The sequence below is a fragment of the Robbsia sp. KACC 23696 genome (genome assembly GCF_039852015.1).
GTDB lineage: Bacteria > Pseudomonadota > Gammaproteobacteria > Burkholderiales > Burkholderiaceae > Robbsia.
The window spans coordinates 171,599-198,418 of record NZ_CP156626.1 but is presented as its reverse complement, the minus strand read 5'-3'; the positions used below and the strand labels follow the sequence as shown (position 1 = coordinate 198,418).

At 61.9% G+C, this 26,820-nt stretch carries 19 protein-coding genes and 1 pseudogene; 1 reads left to right on the top strand and 19 read right to left on the bottom strand.

Annotated features, from left to right (window positions below; all coding sequences use genetic code 11):
- Nucleotides 1-242: 242 nt before the first annotated feature.
- From ABEG21_RS00760 to ABEG21_RS00675, 18 genes and pseudogenes are all read right to left on the bottom strand, one after another.
- A complete protein-coding gene (locus tag ABEG21_RS00760; RefSeq protein WP_347555402.1) occupies nucleotides 243-1,403 on the bottom strand; it encodes a branched-chain amino acid ABC transporter substrate-binding protein in 1,161 nt (386 codons plus the stop codon).
- A gap of 256 nt (nucleotides 1,404-1,659) precedes the next feature.
- Nucleotides 1,660-5,679: a trifunctional transcriptional regulator/proline dehydrogenase/L-glutamate gamma-semialdehyde dehydrogenase gene (gene putA / locus ABEG21_RS00755; protein WP_347555401.1), complete on the bottom strand. Its 4,020-nt coding sequence runs from the start codon at nucleotides 5,677-5,679 to the stop codon at nucleotides 1,660-1,662.
- 199 nt (nucleotides 5,680-5,878) lie between these two features.
- Nucleotides 5,879-8,317: a primosomal protein N' gene (priA, locus tag ABEG21_RS00750; protein WP_347556840.1), complete on the bottom strand. Its 2,439-nt coding sequence runs from the start codon at nucleotides 8,315-8,317 to the stop codon at nucleotides 5,879-5,881.
- Between the two features lie 470 nt (nucleotides 8,318-8,787).
- Nucleotides 8,788-9,894, bottom strand: a complete 1,107-nt coding sequence (hemE, locus tag ABEG21_RS00745) for a uroporphyrinogen decarboxylase (RefSeq protein WP_347555400.1) — start codon at nucleotides 9,892-9,894, stop codon at nucleotides 8,788-8,790.
- 1,103 nt (nucleotides 9,895-10,997) lie between these two features.
- Entirely contained in the window at nucleotides 10,998-11,417 is a 420-nt protein-coding gene (locus tag ABEG21_RS00740; protein WP_347555399.1) for a F0F1 ATP synthase subunit epsilon, read from the bottom strand.
- A 180-nt stretch (nucleotides 11,418-11,597) separates the two neighbouring features.
- On the bottom strand, nucleotides 11,598-13,001 hold the full coding sequence (gene atpD / locus ABEG21_RS00735; RefSeq protein ID WP_347555398.1) for a F0F1 ATP synthase subunit beta: 1,404 nt from the start codon (nucleotides 12,999-13,001) through the stop codon (nucleotides 11,598-11,600).
- 35 nt (nucleotides 13,002-13,036) lie between these two features.
- On the bottom strand, nucleotides 13,037-13,909 hold the full coding sequence (atpG, locus tag ABEG21_RS00730; protein ID WP_347555397.1) for a F0F1 ATP synthase subunit gamma: 873 nt from the start codon (nucleotides 13,907-13,909) through the stop codon (nucleotides 13,037-13,039).
- A gap of 157 nt (nucleotides 13,910-14,066) precedes the next feature.
- On the bottom strand, nucleotides 14,067-15,608 hold the full coding sequence (gene atpA, locus ABEG21_RS00725) for a F0F1 ATP synthase subunit alpha (protein ID WP_347555396.1): 1,542 nt from the start codon (nucleotides 15,606-15,608) through the stop codon (nucleotides 14,067-14,069).
- Nucleotides 15,609-15,769: 161 nt separating this feature from the next.
- Nucleotides 15,770-16,327: a F0F1 ATP synthase subunit delta gene (locus tag ABEG21_RS00720; protein ID WP_347555395.1), complete on the bottom strand. Its 558-nt coding sequence runs from the start codon at nucleotides 16,325-16,327 to the stop codon at nucleotides 15,770-15,772.
- A 2-nt stretch (nucleotides 16,328-16,329) separates the two neighbouring features.
- Nucleotides 16,330-16,800, bottom strand: coding sequence for a F0F1 ATP synthase subunit B (locus ABEG21_RS00715; RefSeq protein ID WP_347555394.1), 471 nt, complete (start codon nucleotides 16,798-16,800; stop codon nucleotides 16,330-16,332).
- A gap of 282 nt (nucleotides 16,801-17,082) precedes the next feature.
- Entirely contained in the window at nucleotides 17,083-17,361 is a 279-nt protein-coding gene (gene atpE / locus ABEG21_RS00710) for a F0F1 ATP synthase subunit C (RefSeq protein ID WP_347555392.1), read from the bottom strand.
- A gap of 83 nt (nucleotides 17,362-17,444) precedes the next feature.
- The gene (atpB, locus tag ABEG21_RS00705) at nucleotides 17,445-18,293 is read right to left on the bottom strand and encodes a F0F1 ATP synthase subunit A (RefSeq protein ID WP_347555391.1); all 849 of its coding nucleotides are present in this window, start codon (nucleotides 18,291-18,293) and stop codon (nucleotides 17,445-17,447) included.
- A gap of 150 nt (nucleotides 18,294-18,443) precedes the next feature.
- Nucleotides 18,444-19,070, bottom strand: coding sequence for an ATP synthase subunit I (locus ABEG21_RS00700; protein WP_347555390.1), 627 nt, complete (start codon nucleotides 19,068-19,070; stop codon nucleotides 18,444-18,446).
- 475 nt (nucleotides 19,071-19,545) lie between these two features.
- A complete protein-coding gene (locus tag ABEG21_RS00695) occupies nucleotides 19,546-20,454 on the bottom strand; it encodes a ParB/RepB/Spo0J family partition protein (RefSeq protein ID WP_347555389.1) in 909 nt (302 codons plus the stop codon).
- 119 nt (nucleotides 20,455-20,573) lie between these two features.
- Nucleotides 20,574-21,329 (bottom strand): annotated as a pseudogene (locus ABEG21_RS00690) (ParA family protein); the annotation flags it as partial.
- Nucleotides 21,330-21,611: 282 nt separating this feature from the next.
- On the bottom strand, nucleotides 21,612-22,238 hold the full coding sequence (rsmG, locus tag ABEG21_RS00685; RefSeq protein WP_347556839.1) for a 16S rRNA (guanine(527)-N(7))-methyltransferase RsmG: 627 nt from the start codon (nucleotides 22,236-22,238) through the stop codon (nucleotides 21,612-21,614).
- 83 nt (nucleotides 22,239-22,321) lie between these two features.
- Nucleotides 22,322-24,307, bottom strand: coding sequence for a tRNA uridine-5-carboxymethylaminomethyl(34) synthesis enzyme MnmG (mnmG, locus tag ABEG21_RS00680; protein WP_347555388.1), 1,986 nt, complete (start codon nucleotides 24,305-24,307; stop codon nucleotides 22,322-22,324).
- Between the two features lie 856 nt (nucleotides 24,308-25,163).
- Nucleotides 25,164-25,637, bottom strand: coding sequence for an Lrp/AsnC family transcriptional regulator (locus tag ABEG21_RS00675; RefSeq protein WP_347555387.1), 474 nt, complete (start codon nucleotides 25,635-25,637; stop codon nucleotides 25,164-25,166).
- Nucleotides 25,638-25,919: 282 nt separating this feature from the next.
- Between ABEG21_RS00675 and ABEG21_RS00670 the strand changes: the two genes are divergently transcribed.
- On the top strand, nucleotides 25,920-26,213 hold the full coding sequence (locus tag ABEG21_RS00670) for a 4a-hydroxytetrahydrobiopterin dehydratase (protein WP_347555386.1): 294 nt from the start codon (nucleotides 25,920-25,922) through the stop codon (nucleotides 26,211-26,213).
- Nucleotides 26,214-26,573: 360 nt separating this feature from the next.
- Here the strand turns inward: ABEG21_RS00670 and ABEG21_RS00665 are convergent, their stop codons facing one another.
- Nucleotides 26,574-26,795: a DUF3717 domain-containing protein gene (locus ABEG21_RS00665; RefSeq protein ID WP_347555385.1), complete on the bottom strand. Its 222-nt coding sequence runs from the start codon at nucleotides 26,793-26,795 to the stop codon at nucleotides 26,574-26,576.
- Nucleotides 26,796-26,820: the final 25 nt, after the last annotated feature.

The following is a 26,820-nucleotide window of genomic DNA, read 5'->3' as shown; positions in this document are numbered from 1 at the left end:
GCACAACCCGGGATAGAAGGGACGCCGCCGCACTACTCTGTGCATAAGTCCGTGCAAAAGCAGGGGAAACCTTGTGCACAACCCGGGATAACTTCCCGAAAAAAACGAAAACCCTTCCGTAAAAATGCCAACGCGCCGCATGAAGCGGCGCGTTGTTTTCCCTTATTTCACCGAAGGGCAGGCGTACGGGATGGCACCGTTGCCCTCCCGTACATCCGGCAACAGACATCACACGGAGGCGCTTACTTCGCGCCGACGCTCTGCAGCACGGTCCATTGGCCGTTGACGACCTTGTACATCGTGATGCCGCCGTTCTTCAGGTCGCCCTTCGCGTCGTACTGGAGGTCCGGCGTGGTGACGCCCGCCATCTTGATCTTCGCGAGGAACGGCAGGTACTTGCTCGGCTCGGTCGAATCGGCTTGCTTCATGGCCGTGAACATCGCCATGGCGCCGTCATAGGCGTACGGCGAATAGGTCTGCACTTCCGAACCGAAGCGCTTCTTGTACTCGGCGATATACTTCGCGCCGCCCGGCATATCGGACAGCGGCACGCCGGCCAGCGAAGCGATCGTACCGTTGGCGGCATCGCCACCGATCTTCAGGAAGGTCGGCGTCTTGACCATTTCACCGCCCATCAGCGGTGCCTTGATGCCCAGCGTGTACATCTGCTTGACCATCGGTGCGGCTTGCGCATCGGCGCCGCCGTAGAAGATCATGTCCGGACGCGAAGCCTTGATCTTCGTCAGGATCGAGCGGAAGTCGACAGCCTGGTCGTTCGTGAATTCACGGTCGACGATGGTCGCGCCGGCAGCCTTCGCCGCCTTTTCGAACTGCTCGGCCAGACCTTGGCCATAGGCCGTGCGGTCATCGATGATCGCGATCTTCTTGTACTTCAACGTCTTGACGGCGAACTCGCCATCGACCGCGCCCTGCTGGATGTCGGACGTCATCATCCGGAACGTGGTCTTGAAACCCTGCGTCGTATATTCCGGTGCCGTCGCCATCGCGATTTCCGGGATGCCGGCCTGCGCGTAGATGCGCGAGGCCGGAATCGTCGTGCCGGAATTGAAGTGGCCGAGCATGCCCTTGATGCCGCTGTCCACCAGACGCTGTGCTACCGACGTCGCCGTGCGCGGGTCGGCCTGGTCGTCCTGCGAATCGAGCACGATGCGAATCGGCTTGCCGCCGATCACCGGCTTCGTCGCGTTGAAGTCCTCGACCGCCAGCGTCAGACCATTGGTGAAGTCGGCGCCGTAATGCGCTTGCGGACCCGTCAACGGACTGGCTGCGCCGATATGCACGTCGTCCGCGTGGGCGACATTGGCGAACGCCAACGTCGCGCCGAACGCCACTGCCGCGACCGTCGCGCCGCCCAACCGATTATGCTTATTGTTGCCTTGCATCCCTGCTCTCCTTGAGGGCTGCCGGTTCGTCCGGCGCCACACTTCACGAATGCCGACGATACCCGGACCGAGTGCATCCGATCTCGCCGTCTCTCCTTGCCTGTCGTCTCGCCGATCCTGCAAGTTCGGCAAACGCGCCAAGCTTACCGCAACGGAAAGCGCTGCTCCACTGCACGCCTCGCCGTTTTGCCTTTGCGCGAGCCGCCGCGTCAGCGACGCCTCACGCGCCTCCTTACTGCCTTTCGACAACGTCCGATCAGCCGATCGTCATCAGGTTCGCATTGCCGCCCGCCGCTGCCGTGTTGACGCTGACCGAGCGTTCGAGCACCAAACGCTCGAGCACGTAATCCTCGCCCTGCTCGATCGCGCCGACGTTCAGACCCTGAATCGTGACGAGCGGTCCGTCCCGCTGCGCCAGCGTACGCGACAGCGCACGCAAGGCATCGCCATCGCCCTCGAACAGCACCGCGTCGAACGTCTGCGCGTCGATCCCCTTGCCGTCCACCGCGGCCAGATAGGGTTGCAGGACCGCATCGGTGCGCAGGCTCTCGACAAAAGCGATGCCCGCCGGCCCGTCGAACAAGGCGCGATTGCCACTGCCCAGCGCTGCCGCGAATTGCGCGCGGGCACCCGCCTCCCGAGCCGGAACGCATAGTACCGTGCCACGGCCGGCCAGCGAATAGGTGTTTCGCTCGCCCGTCGGGCCCGTCAGCGTCTGCGTCAGGCCATCGATCGAACGGGCAAGGTAGGTATCGCAACGCGCGGCGATGTCGGCATCGCCCTGCGCTTGCAGCCAATCGCGGTAGTGCGCCAGTGCTGCCGTCTTACCACCCCGGCGATTATCGGACGCATGCCCGGCCTGCGTGCTGCCCGTGACGGCCGCATTGGCGGTGCCGGTCGGCGCCGACGGCACCGTGGCACTGTCCAGCAAGGCCGGCAGTGGCTGCGGACGCGTGGCCAGCAAGCGATACAGATACAGCGGCCCGCCCGCTTTCGGCCCCGTGCCGGACAGACCTTCCCCGCCGAACGGCTGCACGCCGACGACCGCGCCGATGACATTGCGGTTCACATAGATATTGCCCACGTGCGCACCGGCGATGACCCGGCTGATCGTCTCGTCGATCCGCGTATGGATGCCGAGCGTCAGGCCATAGCCGGTATCGCGAATCCCGGCCATCAGCTTGTCGAGCGCATTGCGCGAGTAGCGCACCACGTGCAGCACCGGACCGAAGACCTCGCGCTTCAACGAGGCCAGGTTGTCGATCTCGATCAGCGTCGGCGGCACGAAGGTGCCGTTGGACGCGTCGTCGGTCAACGGCACCTGATGCACGGGGAAGCCCTTCGCCCGCATCTGCGCGATATGGCTGTCGATGCCGCGCTGCGCCGCGGCGTCGATCACCGGGCCGACATCGGTCGACAGGCGATCGGGATTGCCGACGTGCAACTCCTGCATCGCGCCCTTCAACATCGTCAAGACGCGGTCCGCCGCCTCTTCCTGCAGGCAGAGCACGCGCAGCGCCGAGCAGCGTTGGCCAGCCGAATCGAACGACGATGCCAGCACGTCGCCAACGACTTGCTCCGCCAGCGCCGACGAGTCGACGATCATCGCATTCTGTCCGCCCGTCTCGGCGATGAACGGAATCGGACGACCATTGGCGTCCAGCCGGTCGGACAGCGTGCGCGCGATCAGACGCGCCACCTCGGTGGAGCCGGTGAACATCACCGCCCGCACGCGCGCATCGGCCACCAGCCGCGCGCCGACCGTCTCGCCATCGCCTGGCAGCAGTTGCACCGCGCCGGCCGGCACGCCGGCTTCACGCAAGATGCGAATACCTTGGGCGGCGATCAATGGCGTCTGCTCGGCCGGCTTGGCCAGCACGGTATTGCCCGCCGCGAGCGCCGCTGCCACCTGACCGATAAAGATCGCCAGCGGGAAATTCCACGGACTGATACAGACCACGGGACCGAGCGGGCGATGCGTATCGTTCGAGAATTCATTGCGGATCTGCACGCCGTAGTAGCGCAGGAAATCCACCGCCTCCCGCACTTCGGCCACGGCATTCGACAGGGACTTTCCGGCTTCGCGGACGATCAGACCCAGCAATACCGGCATCTGCGCTTCAAGCAGGTCCGCGGCGCGTGCCAGGCAATCGGCGCGCTCCGCCGGCGGCGTCGCCTGCCAGATCGGCGCGGCGGCGAGCGAATGCGTCAAGGCGGTTTCGACATCGCGGGCCGTGGCGTCGATAACCTGTCCGACGATGTCGCGATGATCGGCCGGATTGCGCACCGGCTGCAGCGTCTGGCCCTCACCCGGCACGGCATCCGCGACCGCGCCTTCATCCGAGCGGTCGAGCATCGGCGCGGCGCGCCAGGTCATGCCGACGCCGCCCAACAGCGCCGACGACAAGGATGCCAGCCGATGTTCGTTCGACAGGTCGAGCCCCATCGAATTCGGCCGCGCGCCGCCGTACAACTGACGCGGCAGCGGTATCTTCGCGTGCGGCGCGCCTGGCGGCGAGATCTGCAGCGCCTCCTCGACCGGATCGGCGATCAGATCGTCGACGCTCAAGGACTTGTCGGCAATCCGATTGACGAAGGACGTGTTGGCGCCGTTTTCGAGCAGTCGGCGCACGAGGTAGGCCAGCAGGGTTTCGTGCGTGCCCACCGGCGCATAAACGCGGCAGGGGCGATTCAGCTTGTCGCGATTCGTGACTTCCTCGTACAGCGGCTCACCCATGCCGTGCAGACACTGGAATTCGTATTGGCCGCTGTAGTAATTCTGGCCGGCCAGATGATAGATGGCCGACAGCGTATGCGCGTTGTGCGTGGCGAACTGCGGATAGATCGCATCGGTCGCGCCCAGCAGTTTCTTCGCGCAGGCGAGGTAGGACACATCGGTATAGACCTTGCGCGTGTAGACCGGATAGCCTTCGAGACCATCCACCTGCGCCCGCTTGATCTCGCTGTCCCAATACGCGCCCTTGACCAGACGCACCATCAGGCGGTGACGGCTGCGGCGCGCCAGATCGATCAGGTAATCGAGGACATAAGGGCAACGCTTCGAATAGGCCTGCACGACGAAACCGATGCCGTTCCAGCCGGCCAACGCTTCGTCGAAGCACAACGCTTCCAACAGATCGAGCGAGATTTCGAGACGATCGGCTTCCTCGGCATCGATGTTCAGGCCGATATCGTAGCGACGCGCCAGCAGCGCCAGCGCGCGCACGCGCGGCAACAGCTCGGCGGTCATGCGCTCGTACTGCGCACGCGCATAGCGCGGATGCAACGCGGACAGCTTGATCGAAATGCCCGGACCTTCGTAGATGCCTCGGCCGTTCGATGCCTTGCCGATTGCATGAATCGCTTGCTCGTACGATTCGAAGTAGCGTTCCGCGTCTTCCTCGGTGGTGGCTGCCTCGCCGAGCATGTCGTACGAATAGCGGAAACCCCGCGCCTCGAACTTGCGGCTGTTCGCCAACGCTTCCGAGATCGTCTCGCCGGTGACGAACTGCTCGCCCATCAGGCGCATCGCCATATCGACGCCCTTGCGGATCAGCGGCTCGCCGCCCTTACCGATCATCCGCGTCAGCGCCGCGGACAGACCCGCTTCGCTATTGGTCGATACCAGCTTGCCCGTCAGCATCAGGCCCCAGGTCGCCGCATTGACGAACATCGACGGCGCATTGCCCATATGCGACTTCCAGTCGCCGTGGCTGATCTTGTCGCGGATCAAGGCATCGCGCGTGGCACGGTCCGGAATCCGCAGCAACGCTTCGGCGAGGCACATCAGCGCAACGCCTTCCTGGCTCGACAGCGAGAATTCGTGGATCAAACCCTCGACGCCACCGCCCGACTGCTTGCCGCGCAACGCGGTCACAAGACGAGCGGCCAGCGTCTTGACCTGGGCAGCGACCGATTCCGGCAGCTTCGCATGACCGATCAGGAAAGGGACGCACTCCGGTTCCGGGCGACGGTAGGCCGCCGTGATCGCGGCGCGGAGTACCGATTGCGGTTGCACCCCCTGCGCGAACTCCATGAAGGGGTGATGCGCCGCTTCTTCCACCGCCTGGTCGGCGCCAAGGTGATCGGAGAGGTCGCTTGCGGGCATGATCGCGCCCAGCTCGGGTGGCATCTGGCCGGCTTCGATCCGCTCCAGATACGCGAAAATTGCCTGTTTGATCAACCAATGCGGGGTACGATCGATGCGCTGCGCCGCGTCTTTAAGGCGTGCACGCAAGGGTTCGTCGACCTTCACGCCGAGGGTGGTGCTGGCCATGTCTAGTGGATCCGGAATGAAACGATGAGAAATGCCGGCGTGCGAGAGCGGGTGAAAATTCCGACGGTCTGCCTCGCCGCAGCATCGTACTGTTCGCGATCCTACTAAACAAAAAAAAAAGGTGCAACCAATCTGGACCGGGTTGCACCTCAGGGTTGTAGCGGATTGCAGCGACGGCGCTTAATGGTCTCGCCGCCCCTTAAATATCCAGCGGGTCCACTTCGACGGCCCAGCGTACGACGCCGGATTGGTCGGCGCGCAGCGCCTGTTGCCACGCCGGCAGCAGGCGTTGGAGCGCCGCCCGCGAGGCACTCTCGATCAGCAACTGCGCACGGAATGTGTTGGCGATCTTCACCAGCGCCATCGGCACCGGATCGAAGCGGTGCACCTCGTGCGCATCGCTGTGGCCAGACGTTGCCTTGGTTTCAGCGTCGGCGACGACGGCATCGAAGTGCGCGGTGGCGCGCTGCAGAAACGCCATCGCCTGTTCGAGCGTCTTCGCCTCGGCACGCAGCAAGGCCTGGTAGATGAATGGCGGCAAGCCCGCCTGGCGACGCTCCGTCAGCGATGCCGCGGCGAAGCCGGGATAGTCGTGCCGCGTCAGCGCCTGAAACAGCGGGTGCGTGGGATGGCGCGTCTGGATCAGCACATCGCCGCCCTGGCCGCCGCGGCCGGCGCGTCCCGCCACCTGCATCAGCTGTGCAAACAGCCGCTCGGTCGCGCGAAAATCATGCGAGAACAGCGCGGAGTCGGCATTCAGCACCCCCACCAGACTGACCCGCTGGAAATCATGCCCCTTCGCGATCATATGCGTGCCCACGAGGATATCGACATCCCCGGCGTGAACGTTCGCGAACAAGGCCGCGGCACTGCCTTTCTTGCGCGTACTGTCGGCATCGATGCGCAGCACCCGCGCACCGGGCACCAGTTCGGCAAGCGTCTCCTCGGCGCGTTGCGTACCGCGGCCCATCGGCGCGATATCGACATTGCCGCACTCCGGACAGGCGGGCGGAATACGTTGCTGCCAGCCGCAGTGATGGCAACGCAGCGCGCGATCCAATTTATGCAGCACCAGATAGGCGCTGCAACGCGGGCAGCCGCTGACCCAACCGCAGGAATCGCACGACAGCACCGGCGCATAACCGCGACGGTTCAGAAACACCAGGCTCTGTTCGCCCTGCTCCAAGCGCTTGCGCAAGGCCGCCACCAGCGGCGCACTGAAGCCATCGATACTCGGACGCTTGCGCTGCCGTTCCAACTCCGTGTCGATCAAGGTCACGCGCGGCAGCACGTGCGGCTGCGGTACGCCCGGCGCGGCATCGGGCGGGGCGGCGTCGCGCGGGGCAGCGTCGGTTGGTGCGTTAGCGGTTGGTGCTGCGTCGGGCGGCGCGATGACCACCTGCGCCGCCCGTGCCGCGGTCGCCGGCCGCGTTGTCATCGATAGCCGCCGATAACGCCCCTGCTCGGCCTGCGACCAACTTTCGAGCGACGGCGTGGCCGAGCCGAGCACGATCGGCACACCCAGTTGCTTCGCGCGCCAGACAGCCAGATCACGCGCCGAGTAACGCAGCCCTTCCTGCTGTTTGTAAGCGGCCTCGTGTTCCTCGTCGACGACGATCATCGCCAAGCGGGTAAAGGAGGCCATGACCGCCAGCCGCGTCCCGAGCACGATGCGCGCGCGCCCCAGATGGGCCGCGAGCCAGTGACGCGTCCGCTCGCCGTCGGCGAGGCCGCTGTGCAAGGTGGCCACCGCGCCATCGCCCAGATGCGCGAAACGGCGGCGAAACAGCGCGTCGAACTGGGGCGTCAGATTGATTTCCGGGACGAGCACCAGGGCCTGTGCCTGGGGGGCGCGTGCCAACAGATGCGAGAGCGTCTGCAGATAGACCTCGGTCTTGCCGCTGCCGGTTACGCCATGCAGCAGAAACGGCGCGAAGCCGCCGGCCAATGAGGCGGCATCGATCTGCGTGACGGCTTCCTGCTGCTCGGCGCTGAGAATGCGGGTCGCGGGGACGGCATCGCCGGCGGCGGACAGCCCGGCGCCGGCATTGATGTCGACTTCGTCGCGCCGCAACAGGCCGGACGCGCACCATGCATCCAACTGGGCCGCGGCACGCGGGTGCAAGCGCCGGGCCGTGGGCAAACTCAGCGGTCCGAGTGCCAGGGCCTCCACCAGACGGCGCAGCGCCGCAGCGCGCTTTGGAACGTCGGCATCCAGACGCGCGTACGCTTCCGGTACATCGCCGCGCAGCGCATAGACGATCTCGCGCGGCAGTAAATGCCCCCATCGCGACGGATCGCGCAGGCCCTGGGGTAGGGCCGGCAACGCGACCTCGCCGATGCCGCGCTGGTAATACCCGGCCGCGAAGGCGATCAGCGCCCGCCAATCGGCGCCCAGCGGCGGGCAATCGTCACACAGTGCCTCCACCGACTTCAAGCGCTTCAGCGGCACCTCCGTCTGCGCGACGACGGCCCAGACGATGCCGGCATTCCGCCTTTTTCCAAACGGGACCCAGACCAACGTCCCGGGTACCGGGATCACACCGCCGAATTGCTCGGGGCGGTAACGATAGTCAAAGAGTGCCGGGATCGGCTGGTCCAATGCGACCCGGACGTACAGATCATCGGCACGGTCGATGCCGTCGCGCCCCTCGGTCCCGGTATCGTTCGCGTCGTCGCGTTGGCCGTTCGAGGTCAGGGTAAAAACCTCGGCATCGCCGCCTTGCTCCGTCACTCCGGCGGTGTCCCCGAATGTTGTCCCCAACCCGGTGCCGCGCACTGTGTTTTGCGAGGGCTTTCCGGAGTTAAAGTGGAACATCGATTTCAACGCTAAATCCCGGTTTACAAAGTCGTTTTCAAGCTGACGTCATGCTGTGGATAACTTTGTGGAGAAAGCGCGCGTTGTCATGCGAACGTCATGCCAGAATCACGTTCCGGAACCCCGTTCGCCATGAGAAATCAGCTAAGAAAGTTCTCGATAAGCTCATGAATAAACACGCATTCCAACGGAATCGACCGGATTGAGACCCGGGGTTTTCCTTATGATCCTCGGCCCTTGAGGGGGGGCCGATTTTGTGCATAAGTCAAGCCTTGACAGGCGAAAAATGATCACCCAACGCGCTGTTGGCGGCTATAGGTATGCACTTCGTCCACCAGGGCAATCACATGGTCCGGCGGCGTAAACTGCGATATGCCGTGTCCGAGATTGAACACGTGGCCCGGTGCACTGCCGTAGGCATCCAACAGCGACCGCGCCTCTGCGCGAATAGTTTCCGGCGGGGCAAAGAGGATATTCGGATCCAGACTGCCCTGCAAGGCGACGTGCTGTCCCACCCGTGCCCGCGCCGCGCGCGGGTCGACCGTCCAGTCCAGGCCCAGTGCATCGACCCCGGTCTCCGCCATCGCTTCCAGCCACAGGCCGCCGCCCTTCGTGAAGGCGATCACCGGCACTTTGCGGCCCTCATGCTCGCGAATCAAGCCGGCGACGATGCGCTTGATGTAGGCCAGCGAGAACGTCTGATACGCGCCGTCGGCGAGCGCGCCACCCCAGGTATCGAAGATCATGGCGGCTTGTGCGCCGGCACGGATCTGCGCATTCAGATACGCGATCACCGCATCGGCATTCACCGTCAGGATTTGATGCATCAGATCCGGTCGCGCATACAGCATCGTCTTCACGTTGCGGAAGTCGGTCGATCCACGGCCCTCCACCATGTAACAGGCGAGCGTCCACGGGCTGCCCGAGAAACCGATCAGCGGCACGCGCTGGCGACCTTGGCCATCGATCAGCGCCCGACGGATACTCGATACCGCGCCGGTGACATAGCCGAGCGTTTCGTCGATGTCGGGTACGCGCAGCGCCGCGACATCGGCCTCGGTACGCACCGGCTTGGCGAACTGCGGGCCTTCCCCCTGGGCGAAGGTCAAACCCAGACCCATCGCGTCGGGAATCGTCAGGATGTCCGAGAACAAAATCGCCGCGTCGAGCGGATAACGCTCGAGGGGCTGCAAGGTGACTTCCGTTGCGTAGTCCGGATTCTTCGCCAGCCCCAGGAAACTCCCGGCGCGAGCGCGTGTCGCATTGTATTCGGGCAGGTAGCGGCCCGCCTGGCGCATCAACCAGATCGGCGTGTAATCTGTGGGTTGGCGGAGCAATGCGCGCAAAAAGGTATCGTTGGCCAGCGGGGCCACGGCGGACGTATCGGACGAGTGCATGGACATCGGAACCTGTAAGTGCGAATCGCAAGAACCGTGCGGGACGGCTAGGCGGAAGATTGGAATTGCAGAGCCTGCGATGCGAACGCCGCACGAGACAAAAGCGGCATTCTACCGGACCCACCGCGGTACGGACATCGTCCCGGCCACGCAGCGCACCGATTGGATGCATTCCGACACAGCGCAGCCCAGTCTTAGTGCGCATTGCCAATCGGTGATGTGGTGACAGACTGTTACCTTCCGCCGGAAATACGCCGACGAATTCGGCACTCCGCACGGCGACCCGGTGGCGGATACAAAAGCATAGCGTCAGCGCGACGATTTACAACAACGGCACCCTTGCCAATGGGGCAGACACTCCGTCGTGCTTGCCGAAACACGCGCGGCGCGCCTGCATCGTCACCCTAACAATTAAGTCTAAGTATCTGATTATTAAGCGCACTCTCGTTACAACCGGATACACTTTGTTACCGTGATCTCCTTATCGATGGCCCAGAATGGTTTCAACGGTAGCAACGCAGCCTACCTGACGGTGTGCGCAACCGATACATCGGTTGACCTACCGGTTTCATCGGAATGTTAGCGACATGCAATGCATCGCAGTCGCGCCGATCAGGTATGCAGCGTTGATATCGTCGCATTCGGGCGGGAGTGCCGCAAGCGTGGGCGATTGGGTGATCTTACCTCTCGCCACCGCGTTTCACGGCGCTGTTTTGTTTCGCACAGCGCCTGATGGGAAGCATCACCGGGTTACAAGGTGCTTCGCCGTCGCAGCGGCATCGCCTTGTCATTCCATCGTGTATAGCCTGCGGCCTTTACGATGTACGCAGATCCCGGGCAGGATTGGCCGGGTACGACATGGATCGCAGCCACATGCTGCACGCCCCGATGTGTATCCCAAGTGGTCTCCTCGCGCTAACCCCGTAGCGTGTGGTTTTAAGCGGGCGCCATGCCCGCTTTTTTTTTGCTCCGCGCTCTGGCGCGAGCCGCCGTTCGCGGCGACGTTCCTCGCCTTTTCCCCGCGCCGCCAGAATGAAAAAAGCCGCATCCTGCGACAGGATGCGGCTCCGTGAGTGCGCCGAACACGGCGCACTGTCACACGCTTAATTCCGGCGACGACGCAGTTGCTGAATGGCGGTCAATTGCGCCACCGCAGCGGCCAGCTCGGCCTGTGCTGCAGCGTATTGCAGATCCGATCCACCATTTGCCAACGCTTCTTCCGCTGCGCGACGTGCTTCTTCTGCCTTCGCTTCGTCGAGATCCTTGCCACGGATAGCCGTATCGGCCAGCACCGTGACGCCATTCGGCTGGATGTCGAGGATACCCCCGGCGACGAAGACGAATTCTTCCTGACCGTTCTCCGCCTCGATGCGCACTGCACCGGGACGAATACGCGTGATCAACGGCGTGTGGCCCGGCAAAATGCCCAGCTCACCCGATTCGCCCGGCAGTGCGACAAACTTCGCCTGTCCCGAGAAAATCTCGCCTTCCACGCTGACGACGTCTACTTTGATGGTTGCCATATCGATTCCTGATCGTGTGGGCGGCGCAGGGCCCCCATTCCGCGCTCGAACGCTCCCCTATGCCGTGACGGCATTCAGGACGCCGAGCGGCTTGGAACGGCGCCACGCGCCGCCCACCGTTCGCCCTGCATCGTTTATCGGAGACACCCGAAAGTGCCCTGCTAAACGATGCGCGTCGTATTACATCTTCGACGCTTTTTCGTGGGCTTCCTCGATCGCGCCAACCATGTAGAACGCCTGCTCCGGCAGGTGATCGCACTCGCCGTCGACGATCATCTTGAAGCCCTTGATCGTGTCCTTCATTGAGACCAGCTTACCCGGCGCGCCCGTGAAGACTTCGGCGACGTGGAACGGCTGCGACATGAAACGTTGGATCTTACGAGCGCGTGCCACGGCTTGCTTGTCTTCCGGCGACAGCTCGTCCATACCCAGAATCGCGATGATGTCGCGCAATTCCTTGTAGCGTTGCAGCGTTTGCTGAACGCGACGGGTGACCGAGTAGTGCTCCTGACCGATGACCAGCGGGTCGATCTGACGCGACGTCGAATCCAGCGGATCGACGGCCGGATAGATACCCAGCGAAGCGATATCACGCGACAACACGACCGTGGCGTCCAAGTGACCGAACGTGGTCGCCGGCGACGGGTCGGTCAAGTCATCGGCAGGCACGTACACGGCTTGCACCGAAGTGATCGAGCCCTTCTTCGTCGACGTGATCCGCTCTTGCAAACGGCCCATTTCTTCGGCCAGCGTCGGCTGATAACCCACTGCCGACGGCATACGACCCAGCAGTGCCGACACTTCCGTACCAGCCAGCGTGAACCGGTAGATGTTGTCGACGAAGAACAGCACGTCACGACCTTCGTCACGGAACTGCTCGGCCATCGTCAGGCCGGTCAATGCCACGCGCAGACGGTTGCCCGGCGGCTCGTTCATCTGACCGTAGACCAGCGCGACCTTATCCAGGACGTTCGAGTCCTTCATTTCGTGGTAGAAGTCGTTGCCCTCACGGGTACGCTCGCCCACGCCGGCAAACACGGAGTAACCACCGTGCGCCTTGGCGATGTTGTTGATCAATTCCATCATGTTGACGGTCTTGCCAACGCCGGCGCCGCCGAACAGACCCACCTTACCGCCCTTCACGAACGGGCAGATCAGGTCGATGACCTTGATGCCGGTTTCCAGCAGTTCGGTCGACGGAGCCAGCTCGTCGAACGCCGGGGCCAATTGGTGGATCTCACGGGTGAATTCGTGCGAGATCGGGCCCGCTTCGTCGATCGGACGGCCCAGCACGTCCATGATACGACCCAGCGTTGCCGCACCCACCGGCACCGTGATCGGCTTGCCGGTGTTCTTGATGGCCAGGCCACGGCGCAGGCCGTCGGCCGAACCCAGGCAGATCGTGCGGACCACGCCGTCGCCCAGCTGTTGCTGCACTTCCAACGTCAGCTCGCTACCTTCCAGCACGAGTGCGTCGAAGATCTTCGGCAACTGGTCGCGCGGAAATTCCACGTCGACGACCGCGCCGATGCACTGAACGATTTTGCCGACTGCGGCAGTCCCACTTTCAATCGCGGTACTCATCGATTTTCCTTTAGATGCTCTGATTCGTGCGTGGGTCAGACAGCCGCGGCGCCGCTGACGATTTCCGACAATTCCTTCGTGATCGCTGCTTGCCGACTCTTGTTATAGATCAGCTGCATTTCGCGGATCACCGTCTTCGCATTGTCGGAAGCCGCCTTCATCGCGACCATCCGCGCCGACTGCTCGGACGCCATGTTTTCTGCCACGCCTTGGTACACCAATGCTTCGACGTATCGCGTCAGCAGGTCGTCGATGACCGTTTGCGCGTCCGGTTCGTAGATGTAGTCCCACGGATGGTCGGCGCGCTGTTCAGCGCTGCGGGTGATTTCCGGCAACGGCAACAACTGCTCCAACACCGCTTCCTGCTTCATCGCATTGATGAACCGCGTGTACCCGAGGTACACCGCGTCCAACTCACCGGCCGCATACGCGTCCATCTGAACCTTGATCGTACCGATCAGCTTGTCCAGATGCGGCGTATCGCCCAGATGCGTCGCCTGCGACACGATCTTCGCCTTCAGGCGGTTCAGGAAACCGGCGCCTTTGCCGCCGATCGCCGTCGCTTCCAGCGTGATGCCCTTTGCCTCGTTCTCGCGGAACTTCGCGAGCGCCAGGCGCAGGATGTTCGTGTTCATGCTGCCGCACAGACCCTTGTCCGTCGTGATCAGGATCAGGCCAGCGCGCTTCGCATTCGTCGGACGCGACATGAACGGATGGCGATACTCCGGATTCGCCTCGGTCAGGTGCGCGACGATGTCACGTACGCGGTCCGCGTACGGACGCGATGCGCGCATGCGCTCCTGCGCCTTGCGCATCTTCGACGCGGCGACCATTTCCATCGCCTTGGTGATCTTGCGCGTGTTTTGCACGCTCTTGATCTTGCCGCGGATTTCCTTCATTCCAGCCATTGCTCAACTCCTGTCGGTACCGGCATCACCGTGCTGTCCGGGGGGAACCAGGCGTCGGACACATCGCTCGCTTCGGTCGATGCGTCCAACGCTTTGCATGCCTGTCGTTCACTGCAGACGCATGCCGCACTGCGCTGCCGGTTTAACCCGCAACGTGTCAGTAAGCGCCGGACTGCTTGAAGTCCTTGACCGCCGCATGCAGCAACGGCTCGTCGTCCTTCGTCAGTTCCTTCTTGTCTTCGATGCGACCGATCAGATCTGCCTTGTTCGCCTTCAGGCTCTCACGCAGATTCTTGCCGAACGACAGCACCTTCGCGACATCGATGTCGTCCAGATAGCCGTTGTTCGCGGCGAACAGTTCGACGGCCATTTCCCAGACTTGCAATGGCTGGTACTGCGGCTGCTTCAGTAGTTCGGTCACGCGACGGCCGCGCTCGAGCTGGCGACGGGTCACTTCGTCCAGATCCGAGGCGAACTGCGCGAACGCAGCCAATTCGCGGTACTGCGCCAGATCGGTACGGATACCGCCGGACAGCTTCTTGACGACCTTCGTCTGCGCCGCACCACCCACACGCGACACCGAAATACCGGCGTTGATCGCGGGGCGGACGCCGGCGTTGAACAGGTCCGTTTCCAGGAATATCTGGCCGTCGGTGATCGAGATCACGTTGGTCGGCACGAATGCCGTCACGTCGCCTGCTTGCGTTTCGATGATCGGCAGTGCCGTCAGCGAACCGGTCTTGCCCTTGACGGCGCCGTTCGTGAACTTCTCGACGTAGTCGGCCGACACGCGTGCCGCACGCTCCAACAGGCGCGAGTGCAGATAGAACACGTCGCCCGGATAGGCTTCACGGCCCGGCGGACGGCGCAGCAGCAGCGAGATTTGGCGATACGCGAAGGCTTGCTTCGTCAGATCATCATAGATGATCAGCGCGTCTTCACCACGGTCGCGGAAGTATTCGCCCATCGTGCAACCGGCGTACGGCGCCAGGTATTGCATCGCGGCCGGAGCCGACGCCATCGCAGCGACGACGGTCGTGTATTCCAACGCGCCGGTTTCTTCCAGCTTGCGCACGATGTTCGTGATCGACGACGCCTTCTGACCGATGGCGACGTAGATACACTTCACGCCCTTGCCCTTCTGGTTGATGATCGCGTCGATCGCCACCGCGGTCTTGCCGGTCTGACGGTCGCCGATGATCAACTCGCGCTGACCGCGGCCGACCGGCACCATGGCGTCGATCGCCTTGATGCCCGTTGCCAGCGGCTGGTCCACGCCTTGGCGCCAGATCACGCCCGGCGCGATCTTTTCGATGGCGTCGCGCGTTTGCGTCGCGATCGGGCCCTTGCCGTCGATCGGGTTACCGAGCGTGTCGACGACACGGCCCAGCAGTTCCGGACCCACCGGCACATCCAACTGACGTCCCGTGCACTTCACGGTGTCGCCTTCGGAGATGCTGTCGTATTCACCCAGAATGACCGCGCCAACGGAGTCGCGTTCCAGGTTCAACGCCAGGCCGAAGATGTTGCCCGGGAATTCGAGCATTTCACCTTGCGTCACGTTCGACAGGCCGTGGATACGCACGATGCCGTCGCTCACCGAGATCACGGTGCCCTGATTTTGCAGATCCGCGCCCGCTTCCAGACCCTGGATACGGGTCTTGATCAGCTCGCTGATCTCAGATGGGTTGAGTTGCATTTTGCTGCTCCTGATAGTCAATTCTTTGCCGCCGGCAGACCCATTGCCTGCTATCGGCTTCATGTCGGTCTTATCACCGACGGCATCAGCGCGTTCGCGCCCCGGGGCCGCATTGCTGCGAAACCCTGGGGCGCGAACTCAGTCAGTGCTGTCGCAGCGGATTACGCGGCCAGCGTGGCCTGCATCCGCGTCAGGCGCGCACGCACCGACGTATCGAGCACTTCATCCCCAACCGCCACACTGACGCCACCGATGAGCGCCGGGTCGACAACGACCTGTGCTTGCAGCTTGCGTCCGAACTTCTTTTCCAGCACCGTCACCAGATCCGTCAACGCCGCGCCCGAGAGCGGGAATGCGCTGGTGATCACGGCATCGGAAATGCCTTCGCTGGCGTGCTTCAACGCTTCGAACTGCGCGGCAATCTCCGGCAGCAACGCGATGCGGCGATTGTCGACCAACATCTGCGCGAAGTTGCGCACCGGTGCATCCAGCGTCACGCCGGCGCTACCAGCGAGCAGCTCGAACAGCTGCGCACGGCTGATCTTCGGATCATTCGTCAGCGAGCGGACTTCAGGTTGGCTGGCCACTTGCGCCAGCGCCTGCAGTTGCGTCAACCAGGCTTCGGTGGACACGGCGCCCTGGCCAGCTTCGGCTGGTGCGCGCGCGACGTCGAAAGCGGCTTCGGCGTAGGGGCGGGCGATTGTCGCGAGTTCAGCCATGATCAGAGCTCGGCCTTCAGTTGGTTCAGCAGGTCGGCGTGAGCATTGGCATCGATCTCACGGCGCAGGATCTGCTCGGCGCCCTTGACTGCCAGGACGGCGACTTCACCACGCAGCGTTTCACGGGCACGCGCGATCTGCTGATCCGCCTCGGCCTTCGCCGTAGCGATGATCCGAGCAGCGTCGGCTTCCGCCTTCGCCTTGATTTCGTCGGCTGCCTGCTGCGCACGCTTTTCTGCGTCGGCGATGCGGCTTTGACCTTGGTCGCGTGCTTCCGCCAACGACTTGTCGATACGCTTCTGCGCATCGGCGAGGTCGGCCTTGCCCTTTTCGGCGGCGGCCAGGCCGTCGGCGATCTTTCTCGCGCGTTCGTCGAGCGCCTTGATCAGCGGCGGCCACACGAATTTCATCGTGAACCACGCAAGGATCAGGAACACGATCAACTGCGCAATCAGGGTTGCGTTGAGATTCACTGTGTTTCCTTTACGAGTACTGCACCGGACTGGAGAACGCGCTGCCGCTGCTACCGCCGCGCCCGATACCTGGGTTACCACTTGCCGCCGCCCCTCCCATCGACGGGCCGGAGAGCCGCCTGACGGCGGTTCCCGGCGGCGTCGCCGGCGGAGTGGAGCGGGGTGCCGCTAACGCGGCGGCCAACGCAGGATCGAAATCGCCTGGCAGTGGGCAACGGGTCCGTCATGCCGACGCCGCCGCCTACTTAGGCGCCATCCTCCACTGGACGTCAAGCGACGCGATTACGCGCCTGCACCGCCCAGGGCCGTCAGCAGCGGGTTCGCGAAAGCGAACAGCATTGCGATACCCACGCCGATCAGGAATGCTGCGTCGATCAGACCAGCCAACAGGAACATCTTCGTTTGCAGCGGGTTGATCAGTTCCGGCTGACGCGCGCAAGCTTCGATGTACTTGCCGCCCATCAGGCCGATGCCGATACAGGCGCCAATCGCACCCAGGCCAATGATGATGCCGATGGCGATTGCGGTGAAACCCTGGATGTTGGCGATGAAAGCTTGCATGGTTACTCCTGTGGAAAAGTCTTAAAAACGGGATAAATAACGACTAATGGTGAAAAACGCGATCGATTCCGCAAAGAGTCCGATCAATGTTTATCGTGAGCCTGGCCAAGATACACCAGCGTCAACATCATGAAAATGAAGGCTTGCAGCAAGACGATCAGGATGTGGAAGATCGCCCAGACGCTACCGGCCACCACGTTGCCGACGAAGCCCAGCACGCCGGCACTTGCGTCGAAGTGCCAGATGCTGCCCAGCAAAGCGATCAGCAGGAACAGCAGCTCGCCCGCATACATATTGCCGAACAGCCGCATGCCCAGCGACACGGTCCGTGCAACGTATTCGATGATGTTCAGTGCCAGGTTCGGGATCCACAGGACAAAGTGATTGCCGAACGGTGCACTGATCAATTCCTTACCCCAGCCGCCGGCACCCTTGATCTTGACGCTGTAGTACAGCATCAGGATCAGCACGCCGAGGGACATACCCATCGTGGCGTTCAGGTCGGCGGTGGGAACGATACGGTGATGGCTGACGACGCCGCTCAATCCGATCCAGCTAATAACGTGGCTCGGCAGATCGACCGGGATCAAGTCGAACGAGTTCATCAGTGCGACCCAGACGAAAACCATCAGGGCCAGCGGCGCGATGAAGCGGCGGTCACCGTGAACGATCGACTTCGACTGATCTTCGACCATCTCGACCAGCATTTCGATCAGGCACTGGAAACGCGTCGGCACGCCCGGCGATGCACGGCGTGCCGACGAGATCAGCAGCGTCATCGTGATGACGCCAGCGACGATCGACCAGAACATCGTGTCGATGTTGATGATCGAGAAATCGATCAGCTTGTGCTGATGGCCCGTCGCAAAGTTTTGCAGATGGTGCGCAATATATTCAGAAGGCGTCAGCGCAGTTTCGGATCCAGCAGCCATAGGATTAAAGCACCAATTTTAAGAATTCGGACAGCCAAGCAGCGGGCAGCGCCTACTGATGGCAGGGTACGGCGACACGGTGCCACGTTACGTCGGTCCGGCGCGCCGGTTCTCCCGACATGCCGTCCTGCAGGTCTTGCAACCTGCCACTTACCGCCATGCCAGCGCGAGCCAATAAGTCTTCAGCGCCAACACATAGGTCAGGAGCAACGGCAACCACCGCACTTCCCGGTACAACACCGCGACCGCGATAAACATCGCGATCGTCAGTCCCAACTTGACCCCTTCAGCCAACATCCAGACGCCCACCGAATCGCGCCCGCGACGGCGCAGATACGCGGCGAAGGCACCGCCCGGAATCCAGCAGATCATCCCGCCGATCAACGCCGACAGTGCCGCCGCCGTTGCATTGGCGCTCAGGACCGCCGCCACGCAGGCCGCGACGATCGTCAACGCAATCTGCGCAAGCACCACCCGCAGCGGGGTGACCCGCGACGGACGCCCGACATCGGGCCCGAACAACTGTTGTGCCTGCTCTCGCGTGAGTGGCACCACCGGCGGCGGGGTTTCCTGCCAATCATCCCAATCCTCGGTGACAACCCCGGGGCTGTCGAACTCGGATGAGGCGGAAACGGAAACATCGCTGCGGTGGGCGCTTCGCCCCGAGGAGTCGTGCTCGGCCGTCATAGACGACTCGCCACGTTCGGTCCGGTGGGAAGGCGCGCTGCCCGCGTCGCGCGTCTTTTGCGCGCCGGCGTCATCCGCCGTTCCAACCATACACTTGCACTCCCGCGGCTTTCAGCACGCTTTCGAATAGACCTGGCTGACAGATAAATCCGGGCGATTGTAAGCGATTATCTCAGGCGATTCAAGCGATTATCGCCGCCTGGCCCCTGTCTTGCGATTCCGGAAAAACGCTTGGTTTTTCCCGCCTCGCGTGCCCTAAGAGGCCTCATCCGACAAGCACTGCCAATGCTGCGACACGTCAACCCGATCCGGCCCGAATTCGCGCCATTATTCGCCCTACTGCGCATGGTAAGGGACGCAGCGAGGGGCAAGAGTAAACGTTTGGCCGATTGCGCCCTTGCGACGTATTGCCGCATGTCGGCAGTTTCAGACATTCGCTTGTTTGACACGTGCTTATAGCGTAATGCACGCATCTTCCGCCATGCTCCACGACCAGGACGTCGCACGCCTCGACAGGAATTCAGACTGTGCGCCTATATCCCGCTCGGTTCACCCAGGAAAGCGCTCAGCGCGATGCGGTGCCTTCTTCCGGCATCGGTTGTCGCAGCCGGACGATGATACCTTCCAATGCATCCAGGCTGCCGAAATCGATCTTCAGCTGGCCCCGCCCGCCTCTACCAACCTTGATGTCGACGGAGGCGGACAGCAAATCGGCCAGCTCGTCCTCAAGACGTGACAAATCGCGAGATTTGCGTGCCTTGGGGGCTTTGGGCGAGCCCTTGTCGTCCTGCGCTGTCAGCGCGACGAGTTTCTCCGCCTCGCGCACCGACAGGCGTCGATTCACGATTTGATTTGCCAAGGCAACTTGTGTGCCGGCATCGACCGACAGCAATGCGCGGGCATGGCCCATGTCGAGATCGCCGGCCAGCAGCATCGTCTGGACCGGCGCGGCCAGATTGAGCAAGCGCAGCAGATTCGATACCGCGCTACGGGAGCGCCCTACCGATTCCGCGGCTTGCTCGTGCGTAAAGGAAAATTCGTCGAGCAGTCGCTGAATGCCCTGCGCTTCTTCGAGCGGATTCAGGTCTTCACGTTGGATGTTCTCGATCAGCGCCATCGCGGCAGCCGCTTGATCGGGAACGTCCTTCACCAGAACCGGTACTTCACTGAGGCCGGCCAGATTCGCGGCGCGGAAGCGACGCTCACCCGCGATGATCTCGTAGATATCGCCGCCGATCGGACGAACCAGGATCGGCTGCATCAATCCCTGGGCACGGATACTGGCCGCGAGATCCTGCAGTGCGCCTTCGTCCATCCGCGTGCGCGGCTGGTATTTGCCCGGCACCAATTGGCGCAACGGCATGGTGCTGGGATGTGCTTCGCGTTGCATCGCATCGGCGATATCGGCGTTACCACCCAGCAGCGTTTCAAGCCCGCGTCCCAAACCTTTCTTTTTTGCGACCGTCGGTTTCATAGTGCTCCTGCGGTACCGGTTTCATTGCTCATGGCGGCGCCTTGTGCGGCCTCGTCGCTCGAGGCAGTAGCCCCCTTGGACGACGTGCTGGCCGTATTCCCTACCGCGGTCTTTCCGTGCCGACGGATCATTTCTTCGCCGAACTGGGTGTAGGCTTGCGCACCCCGGGAGCTCGGATCGAATGTGGTGCCCGGCAGGCCATAACTCGGCGCCTCGGCCAAACGCACATTTCGCGGAATCACGGTATCAAATACCTTGTCGCCAAAGTGCTGCTTCAGCTGTTCGGAAACTTGCTGTTGCAGCGTAATCCGCGGATCGAACATCACCCGAAGCAAACCGATGATCTTCAAATCGCGGTTCAGATTGGCATGCACTTGCTTGATCGTATTGACCAGATCGGACAGTCCTTCCAAGGCGAAGTATTCGCACTGCATCGGAATGATAACGCCATGTGCCGACACCAGGCCGTTCAATGTCAGCAGCGACAACGCCGGTGGACAATCGATCAGGATGTAGTCGTAGCGGGACTGCACGGATTCCAACGCCTCGCGCAGTCGGCGCTCGCGACGCTCGACGTCGACGAGATCGACTTCGGCACCCGCTAACTCGCGGTTGGCCGGCACCATGTCATAACCGGTGTCGCCGGCCGGAACGATGGTATCCGCGATGGGTATGTCGCCGATCAGTACCTGGTAGATCGTGTGGACCAGTGCCTGCTTGTCGACGCCACTGCCCATCGTCGCATTGCCCTGCGGATCCAGATCGACCAGCAACACGCGTTGATTTTGCGAAGCAAGACTCGCCGCCAAATTGACGGCTGTCGTCGTCTTTCCTACCCCACCCTTCTGGTTTGCCACGCAAAATATCTGTGTCATCTTTCCTCTTCCTGCTCGGCGACGATCGCATCGGCATGCTGCTTTCGCATTACACCGCATCGACCGCCAACATGCCAGTGTTCCATTCGCCTAACGATATGGGCCCACCACGCACCTGATATTGGTCTGGCAGCGGTGGCGCACCTGCATCGCTTATCGGCGTCAGGCGATTGTTTCACGTGAAACATCGTGGTTTTCAGGCTACCCATCTGCCCTTTGCGCACCGAATCTTACAGCGTGCGGCGCTCAAGGCGAAGCACTCTCGCGCATTCGCCGAGCGAATTACCGTGATGCCTCACTGATAATCGATTCCGGCGACGCAAACGTCACCACAACCAAATGTCGCTCCGCGGCGAGATGTGGCACCGTCAACGGTGTGATGGCCCGCACCGCGGCGCCCGCCGGCAGGCGCGCTATCTCGTCATCGGGCTGCAGCCCTTTCATCGCGTACATCGCCCCTTCCGGAGCGACAAGGTGACCCGCCCATCGCGCGAAATCTGAGAGGTCCGCAAAGGCCCGGGATGTCACGGCGTCAAAGCCCGTTTCCGACTTTACTTCCTCGACCCGTGCGTTGATGACCTCGACGTTTCCCAACTGGAGCGTGCTCTTGACCTGTGTCAGAAAGGCGATCTTTTTCTGAACGATATCGTTCAACGTGATGCGCCAGTCGGGGCGCATGATCGCCAGGATCAGGCCCGGCGTGCCGCCGCCGGTGCCGACGTCGATAACCGAGCCCACCCGAGCTGCGTCCAGATGCGGCAGCAAGGAAAGCGAATCGAGCACGTGCTGCACCCGCATCTGTTCCGGGTCGCGAATCGCCGTCAGGTTATAGACGCGGTTCCACTTCGACAGCAAGCCGATATACGCGGCGAGGTTTTCGGCTTGGACATCATCAACCGAGATGCCCATCTGCGCGGCGTCGAGTGCGATTCGTGCCGCGACACTGCCCTGCGGCAAGCTACCGCCGCCCTTCGGGGATTGCGCACGATCCATCACGCCTCACCCACCGACGCACCGGTTGCAACGGTCGCCGACGTCGAAGACACATCGGTTCCGACAACACTCCGACCACCACGCTTCTTCATGTGCACCATCAACAAGGAAATGGCGGCCGGGGTCACGCCGGATATCCGCGATGCCTGGCCAATGGTTTCCGGACGATGGCTGTTCAGCTTCTGCGACACCTCAAAGGACAAACCACGCACCTCACGGTAATCCAGATCCTCCGGCAGACGCGTGTTCTCATGGGCATCGTTGCGCGCGATTTCGCCGCTTTGCCGCTCAATATAGCCACGGTACTTGATGCCGATTTCGACCTGCTCCTCGATCTGGGCCAATAACACGGGATCCGTTGCCAATGCCTGCTCCGGAGCCGCTTGCGCGACGCCCTGGGCGCCGAGCGCGATCAGGGCGCTGTAGTGCACCGCGGGACGTCGCAACAGCTCGGCCAGGCTATATTCATGATCGATGGCCTTGCCCAGCAACGCGATCGCGGCGTCCGCCGGCAGCGTTTTGGGCGTCACCCAGGTCTTTTCCAGACGCGTCGTTTCACGTGAAATGGCGTCGCGCTTGGCTTCGAATGCGGCCCAGCGCACATCATCGACCAATCCCAGCTCGCGCCCGATCTCGGTCAGCCGCAAATCGGCATTGTCTTCCCGCAGGCTCAAACGGTACTCGGCACGACTCGTGAACATTCGATAGGGTTCCGACACCCCGCGCGTGACAAGATCGTCCACCAGGACGCCCAGATAGGCCTGGTCACGGCGTGGCACCCATGCTTCCTTGCCCTGCGCATGACGGCCTGCATTCAAGCCAGCCAGAAGGCCCTGCGCAGCCGCTTCTTCATATCCGGTCGTGCCATTGATCTGCCCGGCGAAGAACAGTCCGTGAATCGCCTTCGTTTCGAGCGAGGCCTTCAGGCCGCGCGGGTCGAAATAATCGTATTCGATGGCATAGCCAGGCCGCAGAATATGCGCGTTTTCCATCCCGAGCATCGAGTGGACAAGGTCCAACTGCACGTCGAACGGCAGGCTGGTCGAGATACCATTCGGGTAAAACTCGTTCGTCGTCAGGCCTTCCGGCTCCAGATAAATCTGGTGCGAATCCTTCGACGCGAAGCGATGGATCTTGTCCTCGATCGACGGGCAATAGCGCGGACCTACCCCTTCGATCACTCCGGTGTACATCGGCGAACGATCAAGGCCGGCGCGGATGATATCGTGCGTGCGCTGGTTTGTATGGGTTACCCAGCACGGCATCTGCTCAGGGTGTTGTTCCACCCGCCCCAGGAAAGAAAACACGGGTACGGGATCGGCATCACCGGGCTGCATTTCCAGCTTCGAAAAATCGATGGTACGACCATCGATCCGCGGTGGTGTTCCGGTCTTCAAACGCCCCTGCGGAAGCTTCAGCTCTTTCAATCGCGCCGACAGGGAGACGGCAGCGGGGTCGCCAGCGCGACCGCCGGTGTAGTTATTGAGGCCGACGTGAATCTTTCCGTCGAGGAACGTTCCAGCGGTCAATACGACGGACTTAGCCTTGAATTTCAAGCCTATCTGCGTCACCGCGCCGACGACTTTGTCCCCTTCCACCATCAGATCGTCGACAGCTTGCTGGAAAAGCCATAGATTCGGCTGATTCTCGAGACGCGAGCGAATGGCCTGCTTGTAGAGCAGCCGGTCCGCCTGGGCACGCGTCGCCCGGACAGCGGGGCCTTTCGAGGAGTTCAGAATGCGGAATTGAATGCCGGATTCGTCGGTGGCAGCGGCCATGGCCCCACCGAGGGCGTCGATTTCCTTTACCAGATGGCCTTTGCCGATACCGCCAATCGACGGATTGCAGCTCATCTGACCGAGCGTCTCGATGTTATGGGTCAACAACAACGTTTTGCAGCCCATTCTCGCCGCAGCCAGTGCGGCTTCCGTGCCGGCATGTCCCCCACCGACTACGATGACATCGAATTCGCTCGGAAATTGCATTGTTATCAAGCGCCTTGGCGCCGACCTCTTTCTAGACAATGGATGTCGACCGACGCCTGGCGGCGGTCGACCAAGGGCGCGATTATACGCCTTGGATGAATGTGATCGAATTAAGACCGCAGTGGTGACGCGGAATGCATGTCGCTCACGACATCGGCTGAGACGGAGGTCAGAGACCAAGCCATGAACCGTGCATGCGATACACCGGCCCATCGATCAATGTTTCACGTGGAACATCGCGCCGCACGTGGAACGGCGGCCCCCGCGTTTTCACGGACATCCGCACAATGTTTCACGTGAAACATTGCACTCGAATGAACCCCACGTCCGCGCGTCTTCTCGGCACGGCGCCGAGGCAGATAGGGACGTCAAACCATCCAAAATGGGATCGATGAAACCGCCAGCGATGGCACAAATACTAGCATATCCGGCTAAACACTTGATTAGCATCGGTATTCCAGCGGCCACGAGACATTAGATACGTAGGATATTCCCGACAGTCGCGCTAGTAGCGCGACGGAACCGCGCCAACGGTTCGGGAACTACAAAAAATTAGCGTAAGCGCGGACGGCAAAACGATCACGGTGATTGCGGCGCCGAATGGGCCTCACCTTCTCTCCACAGCCGTCGCAAGGCCGCACTACCCTGCCACACCGTGCAACAAATGCGGAGCACAAAATAAAAGCGCCATCGGCAATCCGATGGCGCTTCGTTTTTTATTTGGTACTGAGTACCTATTGTCTCCTCGTTCTCCACCACAAATGCTGTGCTGCAATCTGAGATGAAGTGTACTGAGTGCGGGCCGCAGCAACAAGATAGCATTTACCCTAGGCACGTCATAACGAAGGATCCTTTTCTACTTTAGATGGTCAAGGGGCAAAGGTCCGCTGCGTTTCAGCGCCTTCAACACAATATGGGAACGGACGTTATCGACACCCGGCACTAACATCAGCTTTTTCATTACAAAGTTCGACAGCGTGTTCAAATCGGGCGCAACGATCCGCAAAAGGTAATCCGCGTCGCCGACCACCGCATGGCATTCGAGCACTTCGGGCAGTTGATCCACGGCCTGCTGAAATTGCTCGATACTCAAATCATTCTGATGCTTCAGCTTCAAACTGGTGAACGCCATCACGCTTAGCTGTAAAGCCTCCGGACGCAACACCACCTGATAGCCGTCGATGACGCCGATCGACTCGAGGCGTTGCAATCGACGCCCGATCTGCGAAGGCGATAGCGGTACCTGTTCGCCCAATTGCTGGTGCGTTGCACGCCCCTGGCGCTGCAGCACATCCAACAGCGCCAAATCGAAATGGTCCAACTCGATCATCGTGCAATCCCGCGTAAAGGAGAGGTTTCATGCATGGTTCTCGCATGATAGCGCGAATGCGGTCCATGCTGTCATGGACGGCTCACGCCATAGCGTCGCACGGAAACGGGCGCCGTATATCGAATGGCTCAAACGCGCATTCCGCGCATTGGCGGCAGCACGATACGCACTGTTTTATGGAACAATGCCTAGAGGGTTCGGCGGCGCCGCGCGACCGCTCCAGCTCTTATGCGCAGACGGACCCACGATACGATTCTAACGAACGGGACTACGACGATCATCATGCCGGAACTGCTTTCGACAGACGCTCGCGCCGCACTGGCGGCGAGCGGGTGGGCTCCAACCGCTGGCCGCGATGCGATCCGCAAGCGCTACCAATTTGCCGATTTCAACGCCGCCTTCAGTTTCATGACGCGCGTTGCGCTGAAAGCGGAACAGATGAATCACCACCCGGAATGGTCCAACAGCTGGAATGTGGTCGATGTCACACTATCGACGCACGATGCGAACGGTCTGACCACGCACGACGAGACGCTCGCGCATTTCATCGACAAGGCCGCGCGTATCGCGAACTGAGCCGCAGCCTGTGCCGCGCCCCGTCCACTCCACGTCGAGGGGCGCGACGCCGTCATGGAATGCAATATAACGGTGCGGCGAACCTTACCGCCTTTTAAGTCAGCTTTAAGCGAACCGTCGCACTATAGAAAGAAAGCCCCGTGTAGGAAGTTCACTGTCGGCCCCCGTCAACCGTTTGCGGTTGCACGACGTTATGTCAGTACCTCCGCACATGCCTCCGGGCCAGCGCGACCCATTTTTTATCGACCCTACCCGATTGTCAGAGACCTGATGCCGCCGTTCGCACGCCCTGCAGCACACCACGACGCGATGCCCCGCATCTCCCGTGGCGCGCAGGCGCGGCGTGTCGCCTCGCGGCCATCAAGCGGTATCGGTGCTTGCGCGGTAGTCGCACCAGGCCGCGCGCGCAGCCGGCGCCAGTTCATCCAGCAGAATCGAGGAACGACGCTCGTAGATCATGTGCGCGTAGGCGCCGCTCAAGGCGCTGGCTTGTGGGCAGAGGCGCAATTCATCTCCCGTCGCGGGCGAACGGTTGCGCCAGAAATTGATCGCGGACTCGATCTGGATCACGGACAGTTCCATCTTCGCTTCTTCCCTGCGTCTGGTG

Bases quoted from the DNA above. Each gene is read 5' to 3' on its own strand.
- ABEG21_RS00760 (WP_347555402.1), bottom strand. From the start codon at position 1,403: ATGCAAGGCAACAATAAGCATAATCGGTTGGGCGGCGCGACGGTCGCG.
- putA (WP_347555401.1), bottom strand. From the start codon at position 5,679: ATGGCCAGCACCACCCTCGGCGTGAAGGTCGACGAACCCTTGCGTGCA.
- hemE (WP_347555400.1), bottom strand. From the start codon at position 9,894: ATGCACTCGTCCGATACGTCCGCCGTGGCCCCGCTGGCCAACGATACC.
- ABEG21_RS00740 (WP_347555399.1), bottom strand. From the start codon at position 11,417: ATGGCAACCATCAAAGTAGACGTCGTCAGCGTGGAAGGCGAGATTTTC.
- atpD (WP_347555398.1), bottom strand. From the start codon at position 13,001: ATGAGTACCGCGATTGAAAGTGGGACTGCCGCAGTCGGCAAAATCGTT.
- atpG (WP_347555397.1), bottom strand. From the start codon at position 13,909: ATGGCTGGAATGAAGGAAATCCGCGGCAAGATCAAGAGCGTGCAAAAC.
- atpA (WP_347555396.1), bottom strand. From the start codon at position 15,608: ATGCAACTCAACCCATCTGAGATCAGCGAGCTGATCAAGACCCGTATC.
- ABEG21_RS00720 (WP_347555395.1), bottom strand. From the start codon at position 16,327: ATGGCTGAACTCGCGACAATCGCCCGCCCCTACGCCGAAGCCGCTTTC.
- atpE (WP_347555392.1), bottom strand. From the start codon at position 17,361: ATGCAAGCTTTCATCGCCAACATCCAGGGTTTCACCGCAATCGCCATC.
- atpB (WP_347555391.1), bottom strand. From the start codon at position 18,293: ATGGCTGCTGGATCCGAAACTGCGCTGACGCCTTCTGAATATATTGCG.
- ABEG21_RS00700 (WP_347555390.1), bottom strand. From the start codon at position 19,070: ATGGTTGGAACGGCGGATGACGCCGGCGCGCAAAAGACGCGCGACGCG.
- ABEG21_RS00695 (WP_347555389.1), bottom strand. From the start codon at position 20,454: ATGAAACCGACGGTCGCAAAAAAGAAAGGTTTGGGACGCGGGCTTGAA.
- rsmG (WP_347556839.1), bottom strand. From the start codon at position 22,238: ATGGGCATCTCGGTTGATGATGTCCAAGCCGAAAACCTCGCCGCGTAT.
- mnmG (WP_347555388.1), bottom strand. From the start codon at position 24,307: ATGCAATTTCCGAGCGAATTCGATGTCATCGTAGTCGGTGGGGGACAT.
- ABEG21_RS00675 (WP_347555387.1), bottom strand. From the start codon at position 25,637: ATGATCGAGTTGGACCATTTCGATTTGGCGCTGTTGGATGTGCTGCAG.
- ABEG21_RS00670 (WP_347555386.1), top strand. From the start codon at position 25,920: ATGCCGGAACTGCTTTCGACAGACGCTCGCGCCGCACTGGCGGCGAGC.
- ABEG21_RS00665 (WP_347555385.1), bottom strand. From the start codon at position 26,795: ATGGAACTGTCCGTGATCCAGATCGAGTCCGCGATCAATTTCTGGCGC.